Raw genomic sequence first — 21,854 nt, forward strand, 5'->3', positions numbered from 1 at the left:
TGCACGGTCAGGGAGTCCCTTTATTTCCTGCTGCGGTGAAATCGAATGAGGTGTCTGTTTTCTGTCGCGGTGCCGTCGGGTGTCCGGCTCAACTGATCGTGCCGACCAGCTTCAACCGTTTGTCCTCGGGCACCTCGCTGTAGGCGAGTACGGACAGCGAGGGGACGCTGTGGCGTACCAGCCGTGCCAGCGCGGCACGTACCGGGCCGGGCACCAGCACGACCGCCGGCTCGTTCTTCGCTTCCTGCTTGCCGACACATTCGGCCAGGCTTTGATGCAGTCGCTCGGCGAGTCCGGGTTCCAGCGCGGCGCCGTTGCCCTGTGTGGACTCCTGCAAGACGCGTTCCAGTTGCGGGTTGAGGGTGAAGACCGGCAGCTCCGGCGACATCCCGGCGATCTCCTGCACGATGAAACGGCCCAGCGCATTGCGCACGGCAGCGGTGAGCACGGCCGGGTCCTGGCTGGTCGGCGCGCTTTCCACCAGCGATTCAACGATCTTGCGCAGCTGGCGGATCGGAATGCGCTCGATCAGCAGGTTCTGCAGCACGCGCACCACGGCCGACAGCGGCAGCGACTTGGGTGTCAGATCTTCGACCAGCTTCGGCGCGCTCTTGGCCAGGTTGGCCAGCAACTGCTGCACTTCTTCATGGCCAAGCAGCTCCGGGGCGTGCTCGCGGATCAGGTGCGACAAATGGGTGGCGACCACGGTGGCCGGGTCGACCACGGTGTAGCCCATCGATTCGGCATTGGCACGCTGGTGTGGCTGGATCCAGGTCGCATCCAGCCCGAAGGCAGGATCCTTGCCGGCGATGCCCTCCAGCGTGCCCAGGGCGCTGCCCGGGTCCAACGCGAGTTCGCGGTCGGGGTGGATCTCGGCGGTGGCCACCGGCACGCCGTGGATCAGCAGGCGATACGCGGTGGCCGGCAGTTCCAGGTTGTCGCGGATATGCACGGAGGGAATCAGGAAGCCGATGTCGTGGGTGAGCTTGCGGCGCACGCCCTTGATCCGCGCCATCAGCTCGCCGCCCTGGTTCTTGTCCACCAGCGGAATCAACCGGTAGCCGACTTCCAGGCCGAGCGGATCGACCGGGCGCAGCTCATCCCAGGTCAGCTCGGCGGTGGGCGAGGGCGCCGCGCCGGGCAGGCCGAGGGTATCGGGACGGTTGGCGGCGGGAGATTCGGCGGCGCGGGCTTCGGCCGTGCTCTTTTTCCAGGCCTTCCAGGCGATGAAGAAGAGGATCGCGGCCAGCGTCAAGAAGGCGACGTTGGGCATGCCCGGCACCAGGCCGACCACCGCCAGAATCGCGGCGGCGATGGTCAGCGCGCGGTACTGGCCGAACACCTGGCCCATCATGGCCTGGGCCATGTCCTGCGAGCGCGAGGCGCGGGTGACCAGCATGGCGACCGCCGAGGACACCAGCAGCGCCGGGAGCTGGGCGACCAGGCCGTCACCGATGGAGAGCAGGGTGTAGGTCGCGGCGGCATCACCAAACGGCATGCCGTGCTGGAGCACGCCGACCGCCAGGCCACCGACCAGGTTGATGAACAGGATCAGGATGCCGGCGATCGCATCGCCGCGGATGAACTTGCTGGCACCGTCCATCGCACCGTAGAAGTCGGCTTCCTCGCGGACCTCCTCACGACGGGCCTTGGCCTCTTCACGCGTCAGCAAACCGGCGTTGAGATCGGCGTCGATCGCCATCTGCTTGCCGGGCATGGCATCGAGGATGAAGCGTGCGGTCACTTCGGAGACGCGCCCGGCACCCTTGGTGATCACCACGAAATTGATGATGGTCAGGATCGCGAACACCACGATGCCGACCGCGTAGTTGCCGCCGATCACGAACTCACCGAACGAGGCGATCACCTTGCCGGCTGCTTCGTGGCCGTTCTGGCCGTTGAGCAGGATCACGCGGGTGGAGGCCACGTTCAAGGCCAGCCGCAGCATCGTGGTGACCAGCAGCACGATCGGGAAGATGGTGAAGTCCAGCGGGCGCTTCACGTAGACCACCGCCAGCAGCACCATCAGCGAGATGGCGATGTTGAAGGTGAACAGTGCATCGAGCACCGGCGGTGCCAGCGGCACCACCACCATGGCCAGCAGGGCCAGCACGATCAGCGGGGCACCCAGCCCGTGGCGGATCATGTCCAGCGCGCGGCGCACGTTCATCCCGGCAGGTTGCGCGCTCATGGGCGGCCTCCCTTGCCGAATTCATCGATATCGATGCTCGGTGCCGCCGGCATCGGGCCGGTCCCCCAGCTGCGCAGCTGGTAGACGTAGGAGAGCACCTGGGCCACGGCCGAATACAGTCTCACGGGAATTTCCTTTCCAAGTTGACCTTCCCGATACAAGGCGCGTGCCAAAGGCGGGGCGGAGACGATGGCGACCTTGTTGCCGTCGGCCACTTCACGGATGCGCAGGGCGGTTTCATCCACGCCCAGGGCGACCACGGTAGGCGCGCCCATCTTTCCGCCTTCGTACTTCAGGGCGACCGCGTAGTGGGTGGGGTTGACCACCACGACATCGGCCGTGGGCACCGCTTCCATCATCCGGCGGTTGGACATCTGCTGCTGCAGCTGGCGGATACGGCCCTTGACCTCGGGGCTGCCCTCGCTTTCCTTCATTTCCCGGCGCAGCTCTTCACGGGTCATCTTCAGCTTGCGCATCCAGTTCCAGCGCTGGTACGGCGCATCGATGGCGGCCAGCAGCATCATCGCGCCGCCGGTGGCCAGCATCAGCTTCAGGGTGAAGCCCAGGCCCTGCACCATCGCCGCTTCCAGGGGCTGGTTGAGCAGGTCGCGCAGCGGCCGCACGCCGTGCCACACCACCAGCCCCGCCGCGGTGCCGACGAAGGCGATGCGCAGCAGCGACTTGGTGAACTCGGCGATCGCCTCAGGCCCGTAGAGGCGCTTCATGCCGGCCATCGGGCTGAGCCGCTTGAAATCGGGCATCAGCGACTTGTTCGACCAGCGCAGCCCGCCCATCACCACCGGCGACAGGAAACTGGCCAACAGGCAGATCACCACGAGCGGCCACATGCCCAGCAGCAGGCGCAGCAGCAGCTCGCCGAAGTGGCCGAACAGCGCCTGGGGATGCAGGCGCAGGCCCGGCTCGGGGCTGAGCGCGAACTGCATCCAGGTCTTGGCGTTGCGGGCGATGGTGCCGGAGAACGCCATCAGCGCCAGCACGCCGGCACCGAACACGGCCGCCGTCGCCAGCTCCCGCGAGCGCGGGATGTTGCCCTGTTCCCGGGCATCGCGCAGGCGTTTTTCGGTGGGTAATTCGGTCTTTTCGCCGGCTTGTTCGTTCTCGGACATGGGCTGCACGACACGGGGGGATTACCCGGGGTCGTGCAAGAACCGTTCCGTGACGTCAGGCCGGGCCGCTGCGCGCGTGCGACACCGGCACCTGGTCGGACTGCGTCGCGGTGGCGATGGTCTCCTTCAAGGGCACCTCGCCCACGCCCAGGGCCCGTTCGATCACCAACGCGGTGCCTTGCCCGTGCAACAGCGCCTGCAGCCGGCCGAACTCACCGCACCACAGGGTTTCGATGTCGCGGTCGCGACGGCGATCGCGATCGGTCGCCAGGGCCACGGCCCGGACCTGCAGGCGCCCGCCGTCGGCACGGCCGCCCACCTCAACGCCATAGCCCGGGGTGGCTACCTTCTTGAGGACCACCGCGCCAGTGTCCTGCCATGCGGTGGCCATGCCTTCGCGCACCTCGTAGCCGAGGCTGGCCAGCCCGTCCAGTACGGCCTGGCGCCGGGAAACTGCCGCCAGCGCCTGCTGGTGGCTGGCAAGGGCGGTGTCGCACTGCAGGGTGAGTTCGGTGAGCAGTGACAGCGCGGTGTCGGTACTGCAGGCGGCCGCCCGGGTCAGCAACAGCGCATGCTCCGCCGGGTCCACGGCAGCCAGCCTGCCGGCCACATCCTGCAGCCGTTCCAGCTGCGTGCGGCGCTGGGCGAACGCGGCCGAGGCGGCGGCCAGGTCCAGTACTAGGCTGTCCAGCAGCAGGTTGCGCCGTTGCGGGGCGGTTTCCTGCTCGGCCTTGTGCAGCGCCTCCAGGTAGGGTGCTGCGACTGCCTCGCCCTGCAGCAACTGCAGTTCGGCGATATGGCGGTCCACGCGCAGCAGGCGCGCCTCGCGCTCGGGGTCGGCGGGCTGCCGGGCGGCCCAGTCGGCCAGCGTGGGGGTGAGGGTGGTGGTCTGCAATGCGGCGGCCAACGCGCGCTGGTCATCGCTCAGTGTTGCCTGCGCGTCCGGCGGCGACAGGAGCGCGAAGGCACGGGCCAGCACCGCCTCTGCGTCAGTACCGGGGTGACCGTCGGCCAGTGCCCGCAGCGCGTGCAGCAGGCCGGCGTCTGCATCAACGGATCGGTCCTGCAGGGTGTTGAGCACGGCGGCGGCGTTGTCGCGCTGCCGCCGCTGCTGCTGGCGGCCTGCGGCAGCGCGGTCGATGGCGCGCGCCTCGCGGTCGCGGGTGTCGGCCTGCAGGAAGGCGGTTTCCGCCTCGATCAGCAGCGCATACCGCGTGTTGTCGCTGTCCGCCAACAGCGCCTGCAGCGCCTGGCGGCGTGCCATTACCGCGGCCACCGCCGATGCGTCGCTCTCGCCCACGCGCTCACACTGGGCCTGCCAGCGCGCCACCGCCTGGTCCAGCCGGTGCAGCATCGCCTCACGCAGGGCCAGCAGTTCTTCGGCAGTCACGATGCGGACGACTTTGGGACCACTCATGGCAGGGTTTCCGGTTGTGCGGGGACAGGCGGGGGCGGCACCGGGGCGGGGGCCATGGCCGCGTCGATGGCCAGGCGCAGCCGTGCCCGTTCGGCCTCGCCGTCGTGGTACCAGGCATGCGAGGACACCCGGTGGATGCCGCCGATGGCGCGGCGCAGGACCGAAGGCCGCCAGATTTCACGGGCGCGGGCATGCGTCAGCAGCGGGTGGCTGGGCGCGTCGCACTCGATGCCGATGGCGAAGTTGCCGGTGTCGGGATGTTCGATGGCGAAGTCCAGCCCGAATGCGTCGCCTTCACTGGCGGCCGCGGCGTCCCATCCCAGCGACTGCAGGTAGGCGCCGACGATCTGCGTGAAGCCGTCGGCGGGCGCCGCGTGGGTGCGGTTGGCCACGCTGCGGTCGGTCTGCAGGCGATCCAGCAGCCGCTCGCTGCCGTCGAACTCGCCGGCACACAGGGCGCGGGCGTACTCCAGGTATCCCTGCAGGTAGTCACGCGGGCTGGCCGGGGCGCGCTGGGTGTTGAACAGGTCGGAGATGTCGGCGATCGGCATCGAGGTGATCATCACCACCCGTTGCCGGGCGCGGGTGACGGCCACGTTGAGGCGGCGCTCGCCGCCGGTCTGGCCGAGCACGCCGAAGTTGCGCCGGAAGGTGCCCTGCGCGTTGCGGCCGAAGGTGGAGGAGAACACGATGATGTCGCGCTCGTCACCCTGCACGTTTTCCACGTTCTTGACGAAGACCGCCATGTCCTCGCCGTCTTCGCTGCGCTCGCGTTCCTCGGCGAACGCGGCACGGAAGGCGGCATCCTGCCCGGCGCGCTTCTCCAGGTGCTCTTCGATCAGCTCGGCCTGCTTGCGGTTGAAGGTGACCACGCCCACCGAGGGGCGGGCGGCATAGGGGTGCTGCCACAACTGGGCGAGGTACTCCACCACCCGCGCCGCTTCGGCAGGGTTGCTCTGGTGCTGGTACACACCGTCGACCTGGATCAGTTCCAGTGGCTTGATCCGCGCGATGCTGCTGCGCGGATGGCGCACCGGCACGTTGAGCCGGTTGCCGTAGAAGGCTGCGTTGGAGAAGCCGATCAGTTCGCGATACGCCGAGCGGTAGTGGATCTGCAGCGTGGTGCTGGGCAGGGCATTGCGGGCCAGCTGCAGCAGGTCCGGGCAATCCTTGATCTCGCGACGGTTCCAGGTTTCCTCGAAGGCATCGCGCTGCTCGGCATCGACCTCGGCATCGGGCTCGTCGCCATCGAAGACCTCGGCTTCATCGCTTTCCACCCGGCTGGAGAAGAAGGCAGTGGGCGGCATCTGCTTCTCATCCCCGCTGACGACCGTGACCCGGCCACGGAACAGCGTGGGCAGGGCGAACTCGACCGGCATCTGCGAGGCTTCGTCGTAGATCACCGTGTCGAACAGCCCTGCCTGCAGTGGCAGCACGCGGCTGGCCACGTCCGGGTTCATCAGCCAGATCGGGCGGAGGCGCATCAGGCCCAGTTCGCTGCCCAGCTCGATGAACTCGCGCAGGCGGCGCGAACGGCGCCCGGTCAGCCGGGTCACGTCTTCCCACTGCTTGCGGTTGCCCAACTGCTGCAGGTCGATGTGGGTGCCCAGCATCTGACGGTTGAGCCGGCGCATCTGCTGGTCGGCAGCGGCCAGGCTGGCGACCTTGGCCTGGGTTTCATCCTGGCCGAACTGCAGCGCCGGGATCGCCTGCTCCATGCGGTGCTTCCAGCCCAGCCGTGCTTCGCGATGCAGCAGGCGGCGCACGGCCGGCTCCAGCGCGTCGCTGGGAAGGATATCCAGCTGCGGTTGCAGCTGGCGCAGCAGTGCCAGCAGGTCCAGGTCTGCGGCCGAGAGTTGCCCGGCGCGCCCGCGGAAGGCCTGGTAGGCGGCCAGGTGGGGCAGGGCATCCTGCAGGTGCTGCAGCACCTGGGCATTGCTCTGGTTGTGGGCGATGGCCGCGGCCAATGCGTCGGTCAGAGTCTGCTCCAGCCAGTCGGCCAGCAAGCCGAGCTGCTGCGCGCTGGCATGGCGGGCGGCATGCCGCGCCAGCGAGGCATCCAGGTCCTGCAGCAGTGCCTCCAGGTGCGCGCGGTCGCCCGCCAGGGCAGCGTCATCGGCCTGCTGGGGACGTGGCGACTGCGCCAGCGCCTGGGCCAGTGCCTGTACATCGAGCAGTTGGCGCCCGCTGGCGCGTGCCATCGGGCCCAGCGCCATGCCGGTCCGTTGGCCCACCGGGTCCAGCGCCAGCTGCTGGTGTAGGCGGGCCAGTTCGTTGCGCAGCGGGCGCAAGCGTGCTTCCAGCGTCGCGGCGGCCAGCAGTGCTGCGGCGCCCGCTTCGCCTGTCGCGTGGGACTGCTCCTGCAGGACACGGTTCACCCGCCGCCGGCGCAGCAGGTGCAGCGGGTTGAGTCGGGCGAGCAGGCCGCGTGCGCCCAGGACGCGCGCGGCGTCGCGCTGCAGCTGCGCCAGCGTGCGCTCGTCGACGCCGGTAAGGGCCGGCGACAGCGTGCTGGAGAAGGCGTCGAGGTCGAGCGCCGCGACGGCGTGCTCGATCTGGTGCAGCCGGTCCAGCGCGATGTCGCCCTGGCTTGGCTGGCCCGCGCGTGCGGTGCGGAACAGCGGCAGCCAGCGCGCCAGCCGGATCCGTTGTGCGTCGTCCAGGCGGAGCAGGGTCGCCACGTGCGCCGACTTCCACGCCTGGTGCGGAGCGGGATCGTCCAGCTCGAAGCTGGCCGGGTGTGCCAGCAGGATCGCCTGCCGGTGCTGTTCGGCCGCAGTGAAGGCCTGAAGGGCGGCAACGAACGCGGCGAGGGTGTCCGCGTCGGCCGCGAAGGGACGCAACTGCACCAGCGGGCTACCTTCGTAACGGGCCGGCAGCCACAACCGGATCAACGGCGCACATGCTTCCTCGCGCTGCACCAGGGTGGGCAGGTCCAGTGCCAGCAGCCGTTGGCGCAGGGCCGGCAGAACCAGCGGGGGCGTGCCGGTGTCCAGCGCGATCAGTTCGCCGAGCAGGCGCCGGTAGCTCAGCCCGGTGGCGTCGTCGATCTGGTGCAGGCTGTGCTGGTGGCGGTCCAGTTCGCCTTCCAGCGCCTCGATCCGCGCGGCCACCTGCTGGCGCTGCTGCTGCCAGGCCGATTGCGTGGCGCCGGCGGTGAACAGGGCGTCGAGCTGCTCGCGGATGCTGCGGATGACCGGTTCGCGGTCGCGGTTGACGTCGTTGAGCATGACCACGCGCTGGCCCAGCCCTTCTGCGACCAGGCGCTTGTGCACCACCTCCAACGCAGCGTGCTTCTGGCAGACGATCAGCAGGCTGCGTCGCCGGCCGATCGCGTCGGCCACCATGTTGACGATGGTCTGGCTCTTGCCAGTGCCGGGTGGGCCTTCGATCAACAGGCCCGGCCCCTGCCGGGCCTGCAGCACCGCCGCTTCCTGCGAGGGGTCGCTGGCTACGGTGAAGTAGCGCTGCAGCTCCGGCGCGGCAGGCGGCGAGGGGCCGTCGGCGTCGGTCGGCGGTGCCAGCCGCAACGCGGTTTCAAGACCGGTGCCGGACGGCGACAGAACCTTGAGCTGGCGCAAGTCTTCGCCGATGGCCTGGCCCATGAAGGTGACATGGAAAAGCACCGCGGCGCAGTCCAGTTCGTCCTGGTAAGGGGCCACCTCCACGCTGCTGGGGGGCAGGCCCACCAAGCTGCGCGAGCGGATCGTGGCCAGCATCCCGAAGGCATCCATCACATCGGCGGCCCGGATCGCCGAGCGCCCCAGCAGTTCGTCGGCGGTGCTGCGCCAGCGCTTGCAGGTTTCGGTGCCCAGCACGCTTTCAAGGGCAGGGTTGAGCCGCACTTCCTCGCGTTCGCCATCGAAGGCCAGCCCGACTTGGCCGCGCGTGCCCGGTTCCAGCAGCAGCGTGACCGGCCACAGCAGCAGCGGAATGATCCGGGTGCGTGACGTGCCGCGCGGATCGCGGCTGAGCAGGAACGGAAAGCCCAGATACAGCCCGTCGATGCCGGTGTCGCGCTTGTACAGCGCGCTCTGCCGTGCCAGGGCCATCAGGCGGGGTTCCAGCTGCGGGGTGCGCTGGAACGATTCGGGGTCCAGCTGGACGGCGCGCGCGTTGCGCTGCAACAGGTGATCGAGCAGTGCGGCGGCGGGGCGCCGGGTGCTGTCGACTGCGTGCATGTCCACGCGCGCGGTGGTCTTGCCGATGCTCATGCGCACCAGCGGCCCGCGCATAACCGCGGTGACGACCTTCTTTTCGAAGAAGTCCAGGATCTGCGAGACGTACTGCTGCTTCTGTGGCTGCAGCCAGCGGCTGGCGGGCACGGCCAGCACCACCAGGGCGCGCGCCAGCGGCATGCGCCGTTCCAGCCGGAACTGTTCGGCCCAGCCATCCACCACGGGCAGGCCGGAACGGGCGAAGCCCAGGATGCGCGCGTCCACACTGCGATACAGCTCGGTACGCGGTTGCAGCAGCATGGCCGCGGCTGCGTCGTTGTCGAAGGCCTCGAGACCGGCGCTGGCGGCCAGCGTGGCAGCCTCGACGAGGATGGCGTCGGCGCTGCGGAACTGGCCGATCTCCGCGCTCAGCAACACGATCAGGTCTTCTTCGGCCACCACCCTGCGCTCGGCCAGCGACAGCAGCCCGGGATGCGCGGTGTCGGGCAGCAGGCGCTGGCGTTCCTGCCATTGCGAGGCCAGCTTGGCCCGCGAAGTGGACAGCAGATAGACGCGCAGGGATTCTTCGACCAAGGCGATGTGCTGGTACAGCGCGCGCTGGCGCACGCTTTCCTCGCGCCGCTTGAGCCTGCACAGCCAGTTGTCGGTCTGCAGGTGTTCCAGCAGGTCCGGCACCGACCCGCTGACCAGCCGGTAGCCCTCCAGCGGGTGCTCAAGCAACCAGCCTGGCGTGACGATGTCGCCACGATGGATCAACGGCATTTCCGGGTTGAGCACCTTCAACGCCAGCATCAGCCGGAAATTGTCTTCGATGCCTTCGTGGCGGGCGATCTGGCGCAGCCCGGCGATGCGGGTGGCGGGCAGGCCGACCTGCTCGGCCCAGGTGACGATGCCCCCGCGCAGCAGGTGGTCCAAGGCTTGGTCCCAGCCGTCGGCATGGGCGGCGGCCAGCGCGAACACCGCGGGGCGATGGTAGCGGCGCGTGCCCAGCGGCAGGCTGGCGCCGTCGCCCTCATCCTGCGCGTGTTGCGCCGCCGGCGGCGCCGGCACGGCAATACCGGCCAGCCAGTCGGCTACCTGCGGCCATTGCCAGCGATGGTGGCGGTCGCGGGCCAGCAGCCCACGGAGCAGCAGCGCCAGCTCCGGGTCCAACGTATCCGGGATCGGAACACCATTGGCCAGCACGTGGATCAGGAACGCATTGGGATGGATGCCGTCGAAGCAGGCGCCGTCGGTGAGCTGTTCGTGCAGGATCATGCCCAGGCTCCACCAGTCCGACGCCGCCGCCACGCCACCGGCGATCGCCTCGGGCGCCATGTAGCGGCTGATCTCCAGGGGCGAGACGATGTCCAGGTCGAACTCGGACAACCGCGCCGAACCGAATCCGCTGATCACCAGATCCAGCGGCATGCGGGCCCGTACCAGCAGGCTGGCCGGGCGCAGGTCGCGGTGGCGCAGCCCGGCTTCGTTGAACGCATGCAGCGCCTGCCCCAGTTCGCTGACGATATGCCGGACCGCATCGCGGTCGCCGATCACGCTGCCCAGCTCGGCCAGGGTGCCACCGGTGAGCATTTCCACTACTTCAAAGGCGCGGTCATCCCAGCGCCCGGTGGCGATGATCTCCGGCACGTGCGCGCGGGGCAGGCGGCGGATCACATCGTAGATGGCCGGGTCGGGTTCGGCACCGGGGCGGTACAGGGTGAGCACGGCCTGCACCGCCGTGGCGGTGTGTTCGGCCTGGTAGCGGTCACGCACGCCGTCGGTGCTGCTGATCTGGCGCAGCAGGCGCCAGCCATCGATGACCGTTTCGCTCCTGTCGGCGGCCGGGGGCGACAGCTCTGCCGCCGCCGTCGCGTCCGCTGCGCTGGCGCCACAGTGCAGGCACATCAGGTCGCCGGGCGTCATCGGGTGGCCGTTGTCGCAGAGCACGTCCGCTGCGGCGGCGCCGACCGTCGAGGCCTGCACCGCTGCCTGGGTCACCACGCTCTGTGGCCGCCAGCCAGCGGGGTGGATCGGCTCGCCGGCCAGATCCCAGCCGCACGCGTGCGCGTCAACAAGGCCTTCGCAGAACATCTCGGCCAACGCGCGTTCGGTGTGGCAATTGGGGCAAAAACGAATCATGGACTTACTCGGCTGGACGACGCGATGAAGTGTGTGCGCTGGTCTGCACCTGATGGCCCTGCGCGCGCAGCAGCTCGCGCAGGCGCAGCAGGTCGCCGCGGCGGGGGATGCCGGCCATCCAGACGGTGCCGGTGGCATCGAACATCAGGTCAAGTGCCTTGTCGGCCGGCGTGCTGGTGCGCGCCAGGCCGGCCAGGCGCGACCGACCGAGCGCGGTGAGCAGGGTGAGGCGCTGGTTGTCGCTGCCACGCAGCGCCAGCGACTGGGCTGCATGTTCAAGGTAGGGGTCGCTGATCACCGCGTCGATCAGGTCACGCGCCTGGTCCAGCATGGGCTGCAGCGTTTCCAGCGGGTGCCCGCTGTACACCAGGATGTCCGCGGCGGTGCGTTGGCGCAGCCCCACCAGCATCTGCAGCATCGCGTCGAACTGGTCGAACGGCTCGCCGCCGGAAATCGTGATGCCGTCGGCCTGGTGCAGCCACGGCGCCACCTGCTCGAGCAGGCTGGCCACGTCGACGACCGTGCGCCCCGGGCCCCAGGTGTCGGCTGAAATGCAGCCGCTGCAGCGGATGCTGCAGCCCTGGAACCAGATGCCCAGGCGCTGCCCCGGCCCCAGCGTGGTCACCGGGAAATGCACGCGTGACAGCTGCAGTGGACGGTTCAACCGCGCGCCAGGTTGAGGACGTTGGCATCCACCGCAACGATGGTGAACTGCTGGCCGGGCTGCGCGTCCTGGTCGAACAGGGCACGCGCCAGCGGGTTGAGCAGGTGCGCCTCGAGCTGGTTGCGGATGCCGCGCCCGCCGTTGGACAGGTCCTTCAGGCAGAGCGACCGCAACGCATTGCGGGCCGGCGCGGCCAGGGTCACGTGCAACTGCTGGGCCTGCAGGTCGGCCAGGGTTGCGTCGACCATCTGGTCGAAGATCTGCACGGCGACCTCCTCGCGGATGAAATCGAACACGATGATGTTCTCGCCGATCCGGTTGAGGATCTCCGGCCGGTTCAGGACCAGCTTGAAGTGCCGGTCGATTTCGTCGTGCACCTTGCTCTGCACCTGCTCGAAGGGCTCGCCGGGCAACACGTTCGCCACGCGCTCGCCATGCTCGCCCTGGCGGTAGATGCCCAGGTTGGAGGTGAACACGATCAGCGCTTCGGAGAAATACACGCGGTCGCCACGCCCGGACGTAAGCACGCCGTCGTCGAGGATCTGCAGGAACTTGTCGAGGATGCGCGGATGGGCCTTCTCGATCTCATCGAACAGGACCACGCTGAACGGTTTCTCGCGGATGGCGTTGGTCAGTTCGCCGCCCACGTCGTAGCCGACGTAGCCGGGCGGGGCGCCGATCAGCCGCTGGTCGGCATGCTCGGCGCTGAATTCGGACATGTCGAACCGGATGTAGGCGCTTTCGTCGCCGAACAGCAGGCTCGTGACGGTTTTGGCCAGCTCGGTCTTGCCCACGCCGGTCGGGCCGGCCAGGAATGCCACGCCGCGCGGCCGGTTGCCCTTGCGGCTTGCACCCACGCCGGTCATGGCGCGCTTAACGATGTCCAGCATGTGGGTCACCGCATGGTGCTGGCCCTTGACCCGCTGGTGGACGAACGCATCGCCCAGGCGGATGCGCTGCCGGTCGATGCGCAGCCAGGGGTCTTCGGTGACGCCGACCTTGTAGCGGCGCACGGCGTCGCCGATCTGGTCCACCGCCACGCCTTCGACCCGGGCCAGCTGGGCGATGGCACTGAGGTCCAGCAACAGCAGCCCCTCGGTGCTCTGCACAAAGGCGTCCACCGCCTGCGCGGTCGCCTCGGCGCTGGCATCCTGGGCACCGGCCAGGCCCTTGAGCAGGGCCGGGGCCAGTGCGCGCCGGGTGAGCTGGTCCGGCTTGGCCACCGGAACGTGGCGGATGCGCGGGTTGCCGACCAGCAGCCAGTCGGGCAGGTCACCTTCTTTCTCCACCACCCAGAGCACCGTGTTGAAGAACGGCTTGCGCTGTACGCCGCCCGGTCGGCTGCGGGCCTGGTGGGAGAGCACCAGGGCTTGGGTGAACAGCTGGTGTTCGGCCGCGCTGAGGGCGTCGCTGCGCACCGCCAGGCGCGAAGCGAAATCGATGATCAAGGCCACCGGCTCGCCCTGGCGGACGACCAGCGCTTGGAGCGTCGCACTGAGCAGGTCGATACCGGCAGGCGCGGCGCCGTCCACCGGGGTCAGTCCCAGCGATTGCAGCTGGGCGATGCCGCTGGCGCGATCGGTGCCGGGGCGTTCCAGGGCGCGGAAACCGGCCAACGGGTCCCAGCCCAGCACCTGCGCGTAGCCTTGGTCGAGCAGGGTGTTGCACAGGGTCTGGTTGAAGCTCTGCGCGGTTACCGTGCCCGGCGCCACTTCGGCTGCCTGCAGGTCGCGGATGTTCCCTGAGAGCACGAACTGGCTCTTCAAGGGAAGGAAACGAACAAGATCGCGCTGCCAGCGCGGACCGTCAAACACATTCTTCCCTGACATCCTGCTGCCTGCTATTCCCATGGTATGGGCAGGGTATTGCGCGCAGCCGTCAATTTCCAGCGCGTGCCGCTAGCCCGCCGCCGCGCCCGGCCGCGCCTGCGCCTTCCAGCCCGCCGCCACTTCCACCCGTGGGCGGGGCAGATCATGCAGCTGCATGAAGCGCTGGGCGTCTACCGGTCTGCCCAGCAGATAGCCCTGCAGGTAATCGCAGCCCAACCGTTCCAGGTAGGCGCGCTGACCGACGGTCTCGACCCCCTCGGCGACGATATCCATGTCCAGCGCATGCCCCAGGGCCACGATCGCCGAAACGATCACCACATCCTCGGAGCTGTTTTCCAGGTCGCGCACGAACGCGTGGTCGATCTTGATCTCGGTGGCGGGCAGGCGCTTGAGATACAACAGGCTGGAGTAGCCGGTACCGAAGTCATCGATGGAGATGCCCACCCCCAACGCCGCCATGGCCTGCAACAGGGTCAGGCTGGCCTCGGTATCGCGCATCACCGTGTTTTCGGTGATCTCCAGGATCAGCCGGCGCGGCTCGATACGATGGGTCTGCAGCGCCTCGCGCACTTCCTTCAGCAGGTTGGGCGAGGCGAACTGGATCGGCGAGAGATTCACCGACACCGTCCAGCCGTCATGCCCGGCGTCGTGCCACACGCGCAGCTGGCGGCAGGCTTCATCCAGTGCCCAGCGCCCGATCTCGTTGATCACGCCACTGCGCTCGGCCAGCCGGATGAAACGGTCCGGCGGAATCAGGCCCTGTTGCGGATGCCGCCAGCGGATCAACGCTTCGGCGCCGCTGATGGATTGCCCGGCGACGCGGGTCTTGGGCTGGTAGTGCAGGAACAGCTGCTCGCTGCCGATGGCGCGGCGCAGGTCGGCCAGCAGCTGGAACTGCTGCTCGGCGCTGTCATTCATCCAGTCCGCAAACAGCACGTAGGCGTTGCGACCGGCTTCCTTGGCCTGGTACATCGCCGCATCGGCGAAGGCCATCAGCTGGCGCTCGCTGGCGGCGTGGTCCGGGCAGATCGCGATGCCGATGCTGGCGGTCACCTGCAGGTCGTGGCGCGGCAGCAGTGGCTCGTTGCCGACGGTCTGGATGAGCCGACTGGCCAGTGTCGCCACGTCCTCGTCGTTCTCGATCGGCACCACCAGCACGAACTCATCGCCGCCCAGCCGCGCCAGCATGTCCGCCGGCCGCAGCAGCTTGCGGGTGCGGTCGGCGACGGCCACCAGCAGCGCATCGCCGGTCTGGTGGCCGTAGGCATCGTTGACCTGCTTGAAGCCGTCCAGATCCATGAACATGACCGCGAAGCGGCTGCCGCGCTGTTCGGCCTCGGCCAGGGCCTGCTCGATGCGCTGCTGCAGCAGCCGGCGGTTCGGCAGGCGGGTCAGGGGATCGTGCAGGGCGGCCTGGGTCAACTCCGCCTGCGCATCATCCAGCGAGCTGCTCAGGTCGGTATTGCGCAGCCGCAGCAGCTGCGCCTCCATGCGCTGGTCCAGCCAGGACACGATCAAGACCACCGCCAGGATGGCGATGGTCAGGGCCAGCACCACCAGTGCCAGCCATTGCGCCTGCAGGCCATCACCGGCCGCAGCACCGCAGATGCTCCCCGCCGGAAAGCGGGCGGCGGCCATGCCGGTGTAATGCATGCCCACGATCGCGGTGCCCAGCACCAGTGCAGGTGCGGCGCGGTCGCGCAGGCGCCGGTGGGTGCTGCGCAGGCGGAAGGCAATGAACAGGGCCGTCCACGAGGCCGCCACTGCGATCAGCAGCGACACCGCCACCCAGCCGGCGTGGTAGTCGATCCCGGGCTGCATGTACAGCGCGGCCATGCCCAGGTAATGCATCGAGGCGATGCCACTGCCCATCAGCACGGCGCCAAGCGCCAGGCGCCCGTGCGGCAGGGTCGGCTGCGAGACCAGCCACAGCGCGAAGATGGAGGAGGCCATGGCGGCCAGCAGCGAGACGGTGGTCAGGCCAAGCGCATAGCCGAGCGGGATCGGCAACTGGAAGGCGAGCATGCCGATGAAGTGCATCGACCAGATGCCCAGCCCCATCGCGCAGCCGCCGCCGACCAACCACAACCAGGTGGTGCGGCGCGTGGTGGCGGTCGTCACCCGGCTGGACATATCCAGTGCGGTGAAGGAGGCCAGTACTGCGACGAGAAACGAAATCACCACCAACCACGGGGTATAGCTGCCGATCAGCATGGAAGACACTCTCCCTGGTCAACATCTGAGCGATACGACAGGACACCCGGCCATCACCGCAAAGACACGGTGAAGATTCTGTCATTGCGTTGCAAAGGCATGTGCGGCCGAGCGGTCAAGACTACCGTCAGGCCCCCGGTGCACCGCAAGTGGCGTTGGTGCCCCCAACCCATGGCGGCACGCGGTGTCCCGCCGCGTGTCCCGGGTCAACGGCTGACACTGTCGGCGGCATCGAAGGCCGCATCGAACAGGCGTTGCACCGGCGGCCCCATCTCGCCGGCCAGCACGGTCAGCAGGAACAGGCCCAACAGCAGTGCGACCGGCAGGCCGAGCTGGATAGGGTTCAACGCAGGCGCTGCACGTGCCAGCACGCCGAAGGCCAGGTTGATCGCCAGCATCGCCACGGTCAGCGGCAGTGCCAGCGTGAGCGCGCCACGGAACACCTGCAGCAGGAACGTCGGGGCGATGCTCAGGAATGCCTGCGGATCGGGCAGCGAGGTGCCGATCGGCAAGGCCTTGTAGCTGTCCATCAACAGTGAGATCAGCGCCAGGTGGCCGTTGACGGTGAAGAACAGCAGGCCGAACAGTAGATAGAACCACTGCCCGATCACGCCGGAACTGCCGCCGCGCAGCGGATCGCTCATCTGTGCAAAGGCCAGGCCGGTGCCCTGGGCGACCAGTTCGCCGGCCATGGCACCGGCCTCGAAGACCAGGCGCAGCACGAAGCCGATCGAGACACCGATCGCCAGTTCGCGGGCAATGGTCAGCACCGTAGCCGCATCGAAGCCGGTCCATTCGGGCACCGGCGGCAGCATCGGCGACAGCGCGATCGCCAATGCGCCGGCAAGCAGCACGCGGATCCGTGACGGCACCGCGCGCGTACCGATCAGCGGCATGGCCATCAGCATCGCGCCGATGCGCAGCATGGTCCACAGGATCGTGCCGATCATGCCGAAGGCCTGCAGGCCATCGGCGGCCATCTGGGTCGCGGAATCCACGGCGGCTGCCTCAGCCGATCAGATGCGGAATGCGCTGGAACAGCAGCGTGGTGTATTCGACCAGGTGGCCGATCAGCAGGCTGCCGAGGGCGAACAGCACCACGGTCAATGCCGCGGCCTTGGCGACGAAGGCGATGGTGGGTTCGTTGAGCTGGGTCGCGGCCTGGACCACGCCAACCACCACGCCGACGATCAGCACGGTGAGCAGCAGCGGGCCGGCAACCCACAGCACGGTGATCAGGCCACCACGCAGTTCGGTCAGGGCAAGTTCGGGCGTCATGTCAGTCTCGGGTCCGTATCGATCAACAGGGCGGGGCGGTCAGACCGCATTGAAGCTGGCGGCCAACGTGCCCACCACCAGAACCCAGCCATCCACCAGCACGAACAACAGGATCTTGAACGGGGCGGAGACCAGCATCGGCGAGAGCATCATCATGCCCATCGACATCAGTACGCTGGCCACGACCAGATCGATGATCACGAACGGAATGAAGATCAGGAAGCCGATTTCGAAGGCGGTCTTGAGCTCGCTGGTGACGAACGAGGCGACCAGGATCGGGAACGGGATGGCATCCGGGCTGTCGTAGGTGCCGTGGCCGGCCATGCCGGCAAAGGTCATCAGATCGGTCTCGCGGATCTGCGCCAGCATGAAGGCGCGCAGCGGCTGGGTAGTCAGGGTCCAGGCGGTCTGGAAATCGATCTCGCCATTGAGGTACGGCGCCATGCCGCTGCCCCACGCCTTCTGCCACACCGGCAGCATCACCATCGCGGTGAGGAACAGCGCCAGGCCGAGCAGCACCTGGTTGGACGGGGTCTGGCCGGTGCCCAGCGCCTGGCGCAGCAGGCCCAGCACGATGATGATGCGGGTGAACGCGGTCAGCACCAGCAGCATCGACGGAATCAGGGTGATCGCCGTCATCAGCAGCAACGTCTGCAGCGGCAGGCTGACCGGCTGCCCGCCGATCTTGCCGACATTCACATCCGGCAGCGCCGGCACACCAGGTACGCCGGGTGCGGCCCAGGCCAGGGCCGGCAGCGCGCACAGCAGGGCAGTGAGCAACAGCGGCAGGTATCGGGTCCAGGAAGTACGGGGGCCACGCATGGTCAGGGTTCCTTGCGCAGCCGCTGTTGCAGCAGCTGGGCGAAATTCGGGAGGTGTTTGAAATCGGGAAGGCGCGCCGGCGTCGGGGCCGGCAGGGGTTCGGGCAGCTGATGCAACGTGTTGATGCCGCCGGCAGTGACACCCAGCAGCAGCTGGGTGCCATTGACCTCGACCACCACCACGCGCTCTTTCGCGCCGACGGTCAGGCTGGCGACCACGCGCAGCCCTTCGGCCGGGCGGAAGCCGCTGCCGGGCATGCGCTTGAGCAGCCAGCCCAGCCCGATGATCAACGCCAGCACGCCGAGCAGTGCCAGCACCGCACCGAACATGCCCGGTGCAGCGGCGGCATGCTGGCCGACCTTGACGGTCGAGGCGCCGGCCGCGATCAGCAGCCCGGCACTCAACGCAGTCTCCGGATCCGTTCGCTCGGGCTGACCACGTCGGTCAGGCGCACGCCGAAGCGGTCGTTGATCACCACCACCTCGCCATGGGCGATCAGGGTGCCGTTGACGAACACGTCAAGCGATTCGCCGGCACCGCGCTCCAGTTCCACCACCGAGCCCTGGTTGAGCTGCAGCAGGTTGCGGATCGGCAGGCGGGCGCGGCCCACTTCCAGCGACAGCGTCACTGGCACATCCAGGATCACATCCAGGTTGAGCTCGTCGCCGACCGTGGTGTCATCGGACTGCAGCTGGGTGAACTGCGCCGGTGCCGGCGCGTTGGATTCGATATCGTTCATTGCGGGTCTTCCTGCAGTACGGGAACGCGTGGGCGGGTGCCCGGGGGATGGGTGGCGGTGATCTTCACCGCGTTGAAGCCGTTGGCGACGCCGAACTCGCCGGTGAACACCGGCACGTTTTCCACGCACACCGGCACCTGCTTGGGCAGCTCGATGGGCAGCACGTCGCCGATCTTCAGCTTGGTCAGGTCGCGCAGGCTCATGCGTTTGGTGGCCAGGACGGTGGAGAGCGTGACCTCGGCGATGTTGAGTTGCTCGCGCAGCATCACGCCCCAGCTGGCGTCGCGGTCGTTGCGGTCGCTCTGGATGCCCGCGTCAAGCAGCTCACGGATCGGCTCGAGCATCGAGTAGGGCAGGGTGACGTGGATGTCGCCGCCACCCCCGTCAAGCTCGACATGCAGGCGGCACACCACCACGTACTCGCGCGGCGTCACGATGTTGGCGAAGTGCGGATTGATCTCGGAGTTGATGTACTCCAGCTCCACATCCATCACCGGCGCCCAGGCTTCCTGCAGATCGGCGAAGGTCTGCTTGAGCAGCAGGTGAATCACGCGCATCTCGGTGGCGGTGAACTCGCGGCCTTCGATGCGGGTCGGGTAGCGCCCATCACCGCCGAAGAAGTTGTCCACGATCGCGAACACCAGCGTCGGCTCGAACACGATCAGCCCGGTCCCGCGCAGGGGCTTGAAGCGGATCAGGTTGAGGTTGGTCGGCACGTACAGCGAGTGCATGTAGTCGTTGAACTTGATCAGCTCGATGCCCCGCACGGAGAGCTCGGCCGAGCGGCGGATCAGGTTGAACAGGCCGATGCGCCACAGGCGCGCGAAGCGCTCATTGACCATTTCCAGGGTCGGCATGCGGCCGCGGATGATGCGGTCCTGACTGGCGAAATCGTACGAGCGCGCCTCGCCGGGCGTGGGCGCATCGATGTCGGTCTCGACCGCACCGGAGTCCACGCCATGCAGCAGGGCATCGATCTCGTCCTGGGAAAGCAGGTCATTCATGGTCGCCCTTACTGGGTCACGAAACTGGTGAACAGCAATTCGTCGGCACCGGGCTTGCCGGTCTCGGCCTTGAGCAGCTTCTGCACTTCAGCCAGCGAGCTGGCCTGCAGGCGCTCTTTGCCGGCGCGGTCGGCGATGTCGCTCGGCTCGACCTGGGAGAACAGCATCAGCAGCTTGGCGCGGATGGCCGGCGCATGCAGCTTGATCGCCTCCATCGCGGCCGGGTCGCGGCTCATCAGCTGCACTTCGACCTGCAGGTAGCGCGGGCCGTCGAAGCTGCTGTTGAGGTTGACCACGAACGGTGGCTCAAGGCCGAAGTACTGGGCCGGGGCAGGCACCGCGGATTTGCTGGCGGCCGGCTTGGCGGCCTTGTCATCGTGCTTGGACTGGGTGAAGTACCAGACCCCGCCGCCGGCGGCGCCAGCGGCGAGCACCGCGACCAGGGCGGTGACCAGGAGCGGACTGCGCGGCTTGGCGGTCTTGTCCTTGTCGGCGGATTTCTTGGTTTTATCGGCGGCTGCGGCCACGAGGGGAAGCTCCAGAGGATTGCTTCCTGCCTACATGCAAAGGTCGTGCCTGAATGCTGAAGATGACGCGTGTCGGGTTTCTGGCGGCGCGGTTGGGCCCGCGCCGCCGCGTGCGATCACGCGTAGGCGTCGACCAGGCCGCGCTGGCGGATCAACTGCGAAGGCGACAGCGTGGTGTCGGCCAGCGCCGGTTCTCCGTCGTCGCCGTTCATTCCGCCGCGGCCATCGCCACGTCCGCCATCGGGCGCGTTCTGCTCGTGGCCTACATCGGCATTGCCAAGCTGGAAGCCCTGCTCGCCAAGCAGGTCGCGCAGGCGCGGCAGGCTGCTTTCCAGTGCATGGCGCACGTCGGCGTGGGCGCTGGTGAAGGTCGCATGGACCTTGTCGCCGTCCAGCTGCAGGCGCACCTCGATCGGACCGAGGTCGTTCGGGGTGATCTTGATGTGGGCGTGGCCGATCTTCTGGTCCGCCAGCCAACCGACGCGCGCGCCGACGGCATCGTCGAAATCCTCACCCCCCAGGTGCGGGGTGGCGGTAGGTGAGCCGGTGAACAGGCTCGCCACCGTGGGCTTGGCCTCGGTCATGCCCTGCAGCGCATGCAGCAGCGGGCTGGCAGGGGCATCGGGGCCGTCGTTGGTGGCCGCGTTCAAGGCGTCCGTGAAGGTCTTGAGCAGCGGGGCATCGTCGGCCGGCGCGGCGTCGGTGGCCAAGGCGGGCAGGGCGATGCTGCCGTCGGTGGATGGCGCGGCGGCCAGCGCCGGGGTGGTGGTGTTGGCGTCCGGGGCTGCGGTGGCCAAGGCCGGCTGGGCCGCATTGGCGCCCGCGGCGGCGCCGGTCGCCACGGGTGTGACGGGCGTGACCGGCGGGGGCGCCGGTACCGGCAGACCGTTCAATGCCAGCCCGGCCAGCCCCAGCGGTGGCCATGCGGCTTCGGTGTCGTCGGCCGGTTCGGCGGCCGGCTTCTCCGCCGTGGCCGGTGCTGTGGCAGTGGCATCGGTGGTGGCGACCTTGTCGTCGGCCTTCTTGGCGCCGGGCGTGGAGGGGCGCGTCGCTGCGTCCTTGTCCTGGCCGGGCGGAGTGGTGGTAGTGGTGGTGCTCTTGGCCGCATCGCGGCTGCTGCCCGACCTGCGCGGCGTGTCGTTGCGCGGTGCCTCATTGCCCGGCTTGAGCAGCGCGTCAAAGTCCCGACGGTCGTTGCCTTGGGTACTGTCCGGGCGCGGGCTGGACGCGCTGCCGCCCGTATTCTGTGCGGACGCGGCGCCGCCGAGCAGGGCGGGGGGCATCACGCGGTGCCTCCGTTCTCGCCCTCGTCGCGCTGCGCCTGGCGCGAGCGGCGGGCGCCGAGGTCGTCCATCTCGCGCTGGTCGCGGCGGTCGGTGACCACCTTCTCCTGCGCGCGGTAGCTGGCGGCGAGCTGTTCCAGCACCTGCTTGTCACGGCTGGCCAGCAACAGGCGGGCGCGCTCGGCGTCCACCTTCTCGCGGTTGTTGTCCACGGTCTGGCGCTGCTGGGCGACCGCACTGTCCAGGCGATCCAGGAAGGCGCGGCGGTTCATCAGCTGAGCCGGGCTGGTGGCCGACATCTGGGCACCGGCGTACTCCTCGGCATAACGGCGCAGCTCATCCAGGCGCGACACATGCGTGTCGAGCGCACGCTGGCGCTCGGCCAGGTCGCGGGCGACCTCGTCTTCGTGGTCCTGGGCTCGTTTCAGCAAGGGGTCGAAGCGCTTGGATTGGATCATGG

General features: G+C 68.5%; 16 protein-coding genes. All 16 read right to left on the reverse strand.

What is annotated here, in order from left to right:
- Window positions 1–88: 88 nt before the first annotated feature.
- Window positions 89–2,191, reverse strand: a complete 2,103-nt coding sequence (gene flhA / locus BCL79_RS00810) for a flagellar biosynthesis protein FlhA (protein ID WP_121036728.1) — start codon at window positions 2,189–2,191, stop codon at window positions 89–91.
- Window positions 2,188–3,318: a flagellar biosynthesis protein FlhB gene (flhB, locus tag BCL79_RS00815; RefSeq protein WP_121036729.1), complete on the reverse strand. Its 1,131-nt coding sequence runs from the start codon at window positions 3,316–3,318 to the stop codon at window positions 2,188–2,190. The genes flhA and flhB overlap by 4 nt, the downstream gene beginning before the upstream one ends.
- Before the next feature lie 55 nt (window positions 3,319–3,373).
- The gene (locus BCL79_RS00820) at window positions 3,374–4,735 is read right to left on the reverse strand and encodes a hypothetical protein (RefSeq protein ID WP_121036730.1); all 1,362 of its coding nucleotides are present in this window, start codon (window positions 4,733–4,735) and stop codon (window positions 3,374–3,376) included.
- A complete protein-coding gene (locus tag BCL79_RS00825) occupies window positions 4,732–11,034 on the reverse strand; it encodes an AAA domain-containing protein (protein WP_121036731.1) in 6,303 nt (2,100 codons plus the stop codon). The genes BCL79_RS00820 and BCL79_RS00825 overlap by 4 nt, the downstream gene beginning before the upstream one ends.
- A gap of 4 nt (window positions 11,035–11,038) precedes the next feature.
- Window positions 11,039–11,698 (reverse strand): 4Fe-4S cluster-binding domain-containing protein, encoded by a 660-nt coding sequence (locus BCL79_RS00830; RefSeq protein ID WP_121036732.1) that lies wholly within the window; start codon window positions 11,696–11,698, stop codon window positions 11,039–11,041.
- Complete coding sequence (locus BCL79_RS00835; protein WP_121036733.1) at window positions 11,695–13,527, reverse strand: AAA family ATPase; 1,833 nt, start codon at window positions 13,525–13,527, stop codon at window positions 11,695–11,697. The genes BCL79_RS00830 and BCL79_RS00835 overlap by 4 nt, the downstream gene beginning before the upstream one ends.
- A 69-nt stretch (window positions 13,528–13,596) precedes the next feature.
- The gene (locus tag BCL79_RS00840) at window positions 13,597–15,741 is read right to left on the reverse strand and encodes a putative bifunctional diguanylate cyclase/phosphodiesterase (protein WP_121036734.1); all 2,145 of its coding nucleotides are present in this window, start codon (window positions 15,739–15,741) and stop codon (window positions 13,597–13,599) included.
- Between the two features lie 206 nt (window positions 15,742–15,947).
- Window positions 15,948–16,739 carry a flagellar biosynthetic protein FliR gene (gene fliR, locus BCL79_RS00845; protein ID WP_121036735.1) on the reverse strand — a complete coding sequence of 264 codons (792 nt, stop codon included), beginning with the start codon at window positions 16,737–16,739 and terminating at the stop codon, window positions 15,948–15,950.
- Window positions 16,740–16,749: 10 nt separating this feature from the next.
- Window positions 16,750–17,019 carry a flagellar biosynthetic protein FliQ gene (locus BCL79_RS00850; RefSeq protein ID WP_019184809.1) on the reverse strand — a complete coding sequence of 90 codons (270 nt, stop codon included), beginning with the start codon at window positions 17,017–17,019 and terminating at the stop codon, window positions 16,750–16,752.
- A gap of 39 nt (window positions 17,020–17,058) precedes the next feature.
- Window positions 17,059–17,841 (reverse strand): flagellar type III secretion system pore protein FliP, encoded by a 783-nt coding sequence (fliP, locus tag BCL79_RS00855; RefSeq protein ID WP_121036736.1) that lies wholly within the window; start codon window positions 17,839–17,841, stop codon window positions 17,059–17,061.
- 2 nt (window positions 17,842–17,843) lie between these two features.
- Complete coding sequence (gene fliO, locus BCL79_RS00860) at window positions 17,844–18,245, reverse strand: flagellar biosynthetic protein FliO (RefSeq protein WP_121036737.1); 402 nt, start codon at window positions 18,243–18,245, stop codon at window positions 17,844–17,846.
- On the reverse strand, window positions 18,242–18,580 hold the full coding sequence (gene fliN, locus BCL79_RS00865; RefSeq protein WP_121036738.1) for a flagellar motor switch protein FliN: 339 nt from the start codon (window positions 18,578–18,580) through the stop codon (window positions 18,242–18,244). The genes fliO and fliN overlap by 4 nt, the downstream gene beginning before the upstream one ends.
- Entirely contained in the window at window positions 18,577–19,584 is a 1,008-nt protein-coding gene (gene fliM, locus BCL79_RS00870; RefSeq protein WP_121036739.1) for a flagellar motor switch protein FliM, read from the reverse strand. The genes fliN and fliM overlap by 4 nt, the downstream gene beginning before the upstream one ends.
- An 8-nt stretch (window positions 19,585–19,592) precedes the next feature.
- Window positions 19,593–20,111: a flagellar basal body-associated FliL family protein gene (locus BCL79_RS00875; RefSeq protein WP_121036740.1), complete on the reverse strand. Its 519-nt coding sequence runs from the start codon at window positions 20,109–20,111 to the stop codon at window positions 19,593–19,595.
- Between the two features lie 116 nt (window positions 20,112–20,227).
- Entirely contained in the window at window positions 20,228–21,394 is a 1,167-nt protein-coding gene (locus BCL79_RS00880; RefSeq protein WP_121036741.1) for a flagellar hook-length control protein FliK, read from the reverse strand.
- Window positions 21,394–21,852, reverse strand: coding sequence for a flagellar export protein FliJ (fliJ, locus tag BCL79_RS00885; RefSeq protein ID WP_121036742.1), 459 nt, complete (start codon window positions 21,850–21,852; stop codon window positions 21,394–21,396). Before fliJ ends, BCL79_RS00880 begins: the two co-directional genes overlap by 1 nt.
- Between the last annotated feature and the right edge of the window lie 2 nt (window positions 21,853–21,854).

Source organism: Stenotrophomonas rhizophila, assembly GCF_003651185.1.
GTDB lineage: Bacteria > Pseudomonadota > Gammaproteobacteria > Xanthomonadales > Xanthomonadaceae > Stenotrophomonas > Stenotrophomonas maltophilia_Z.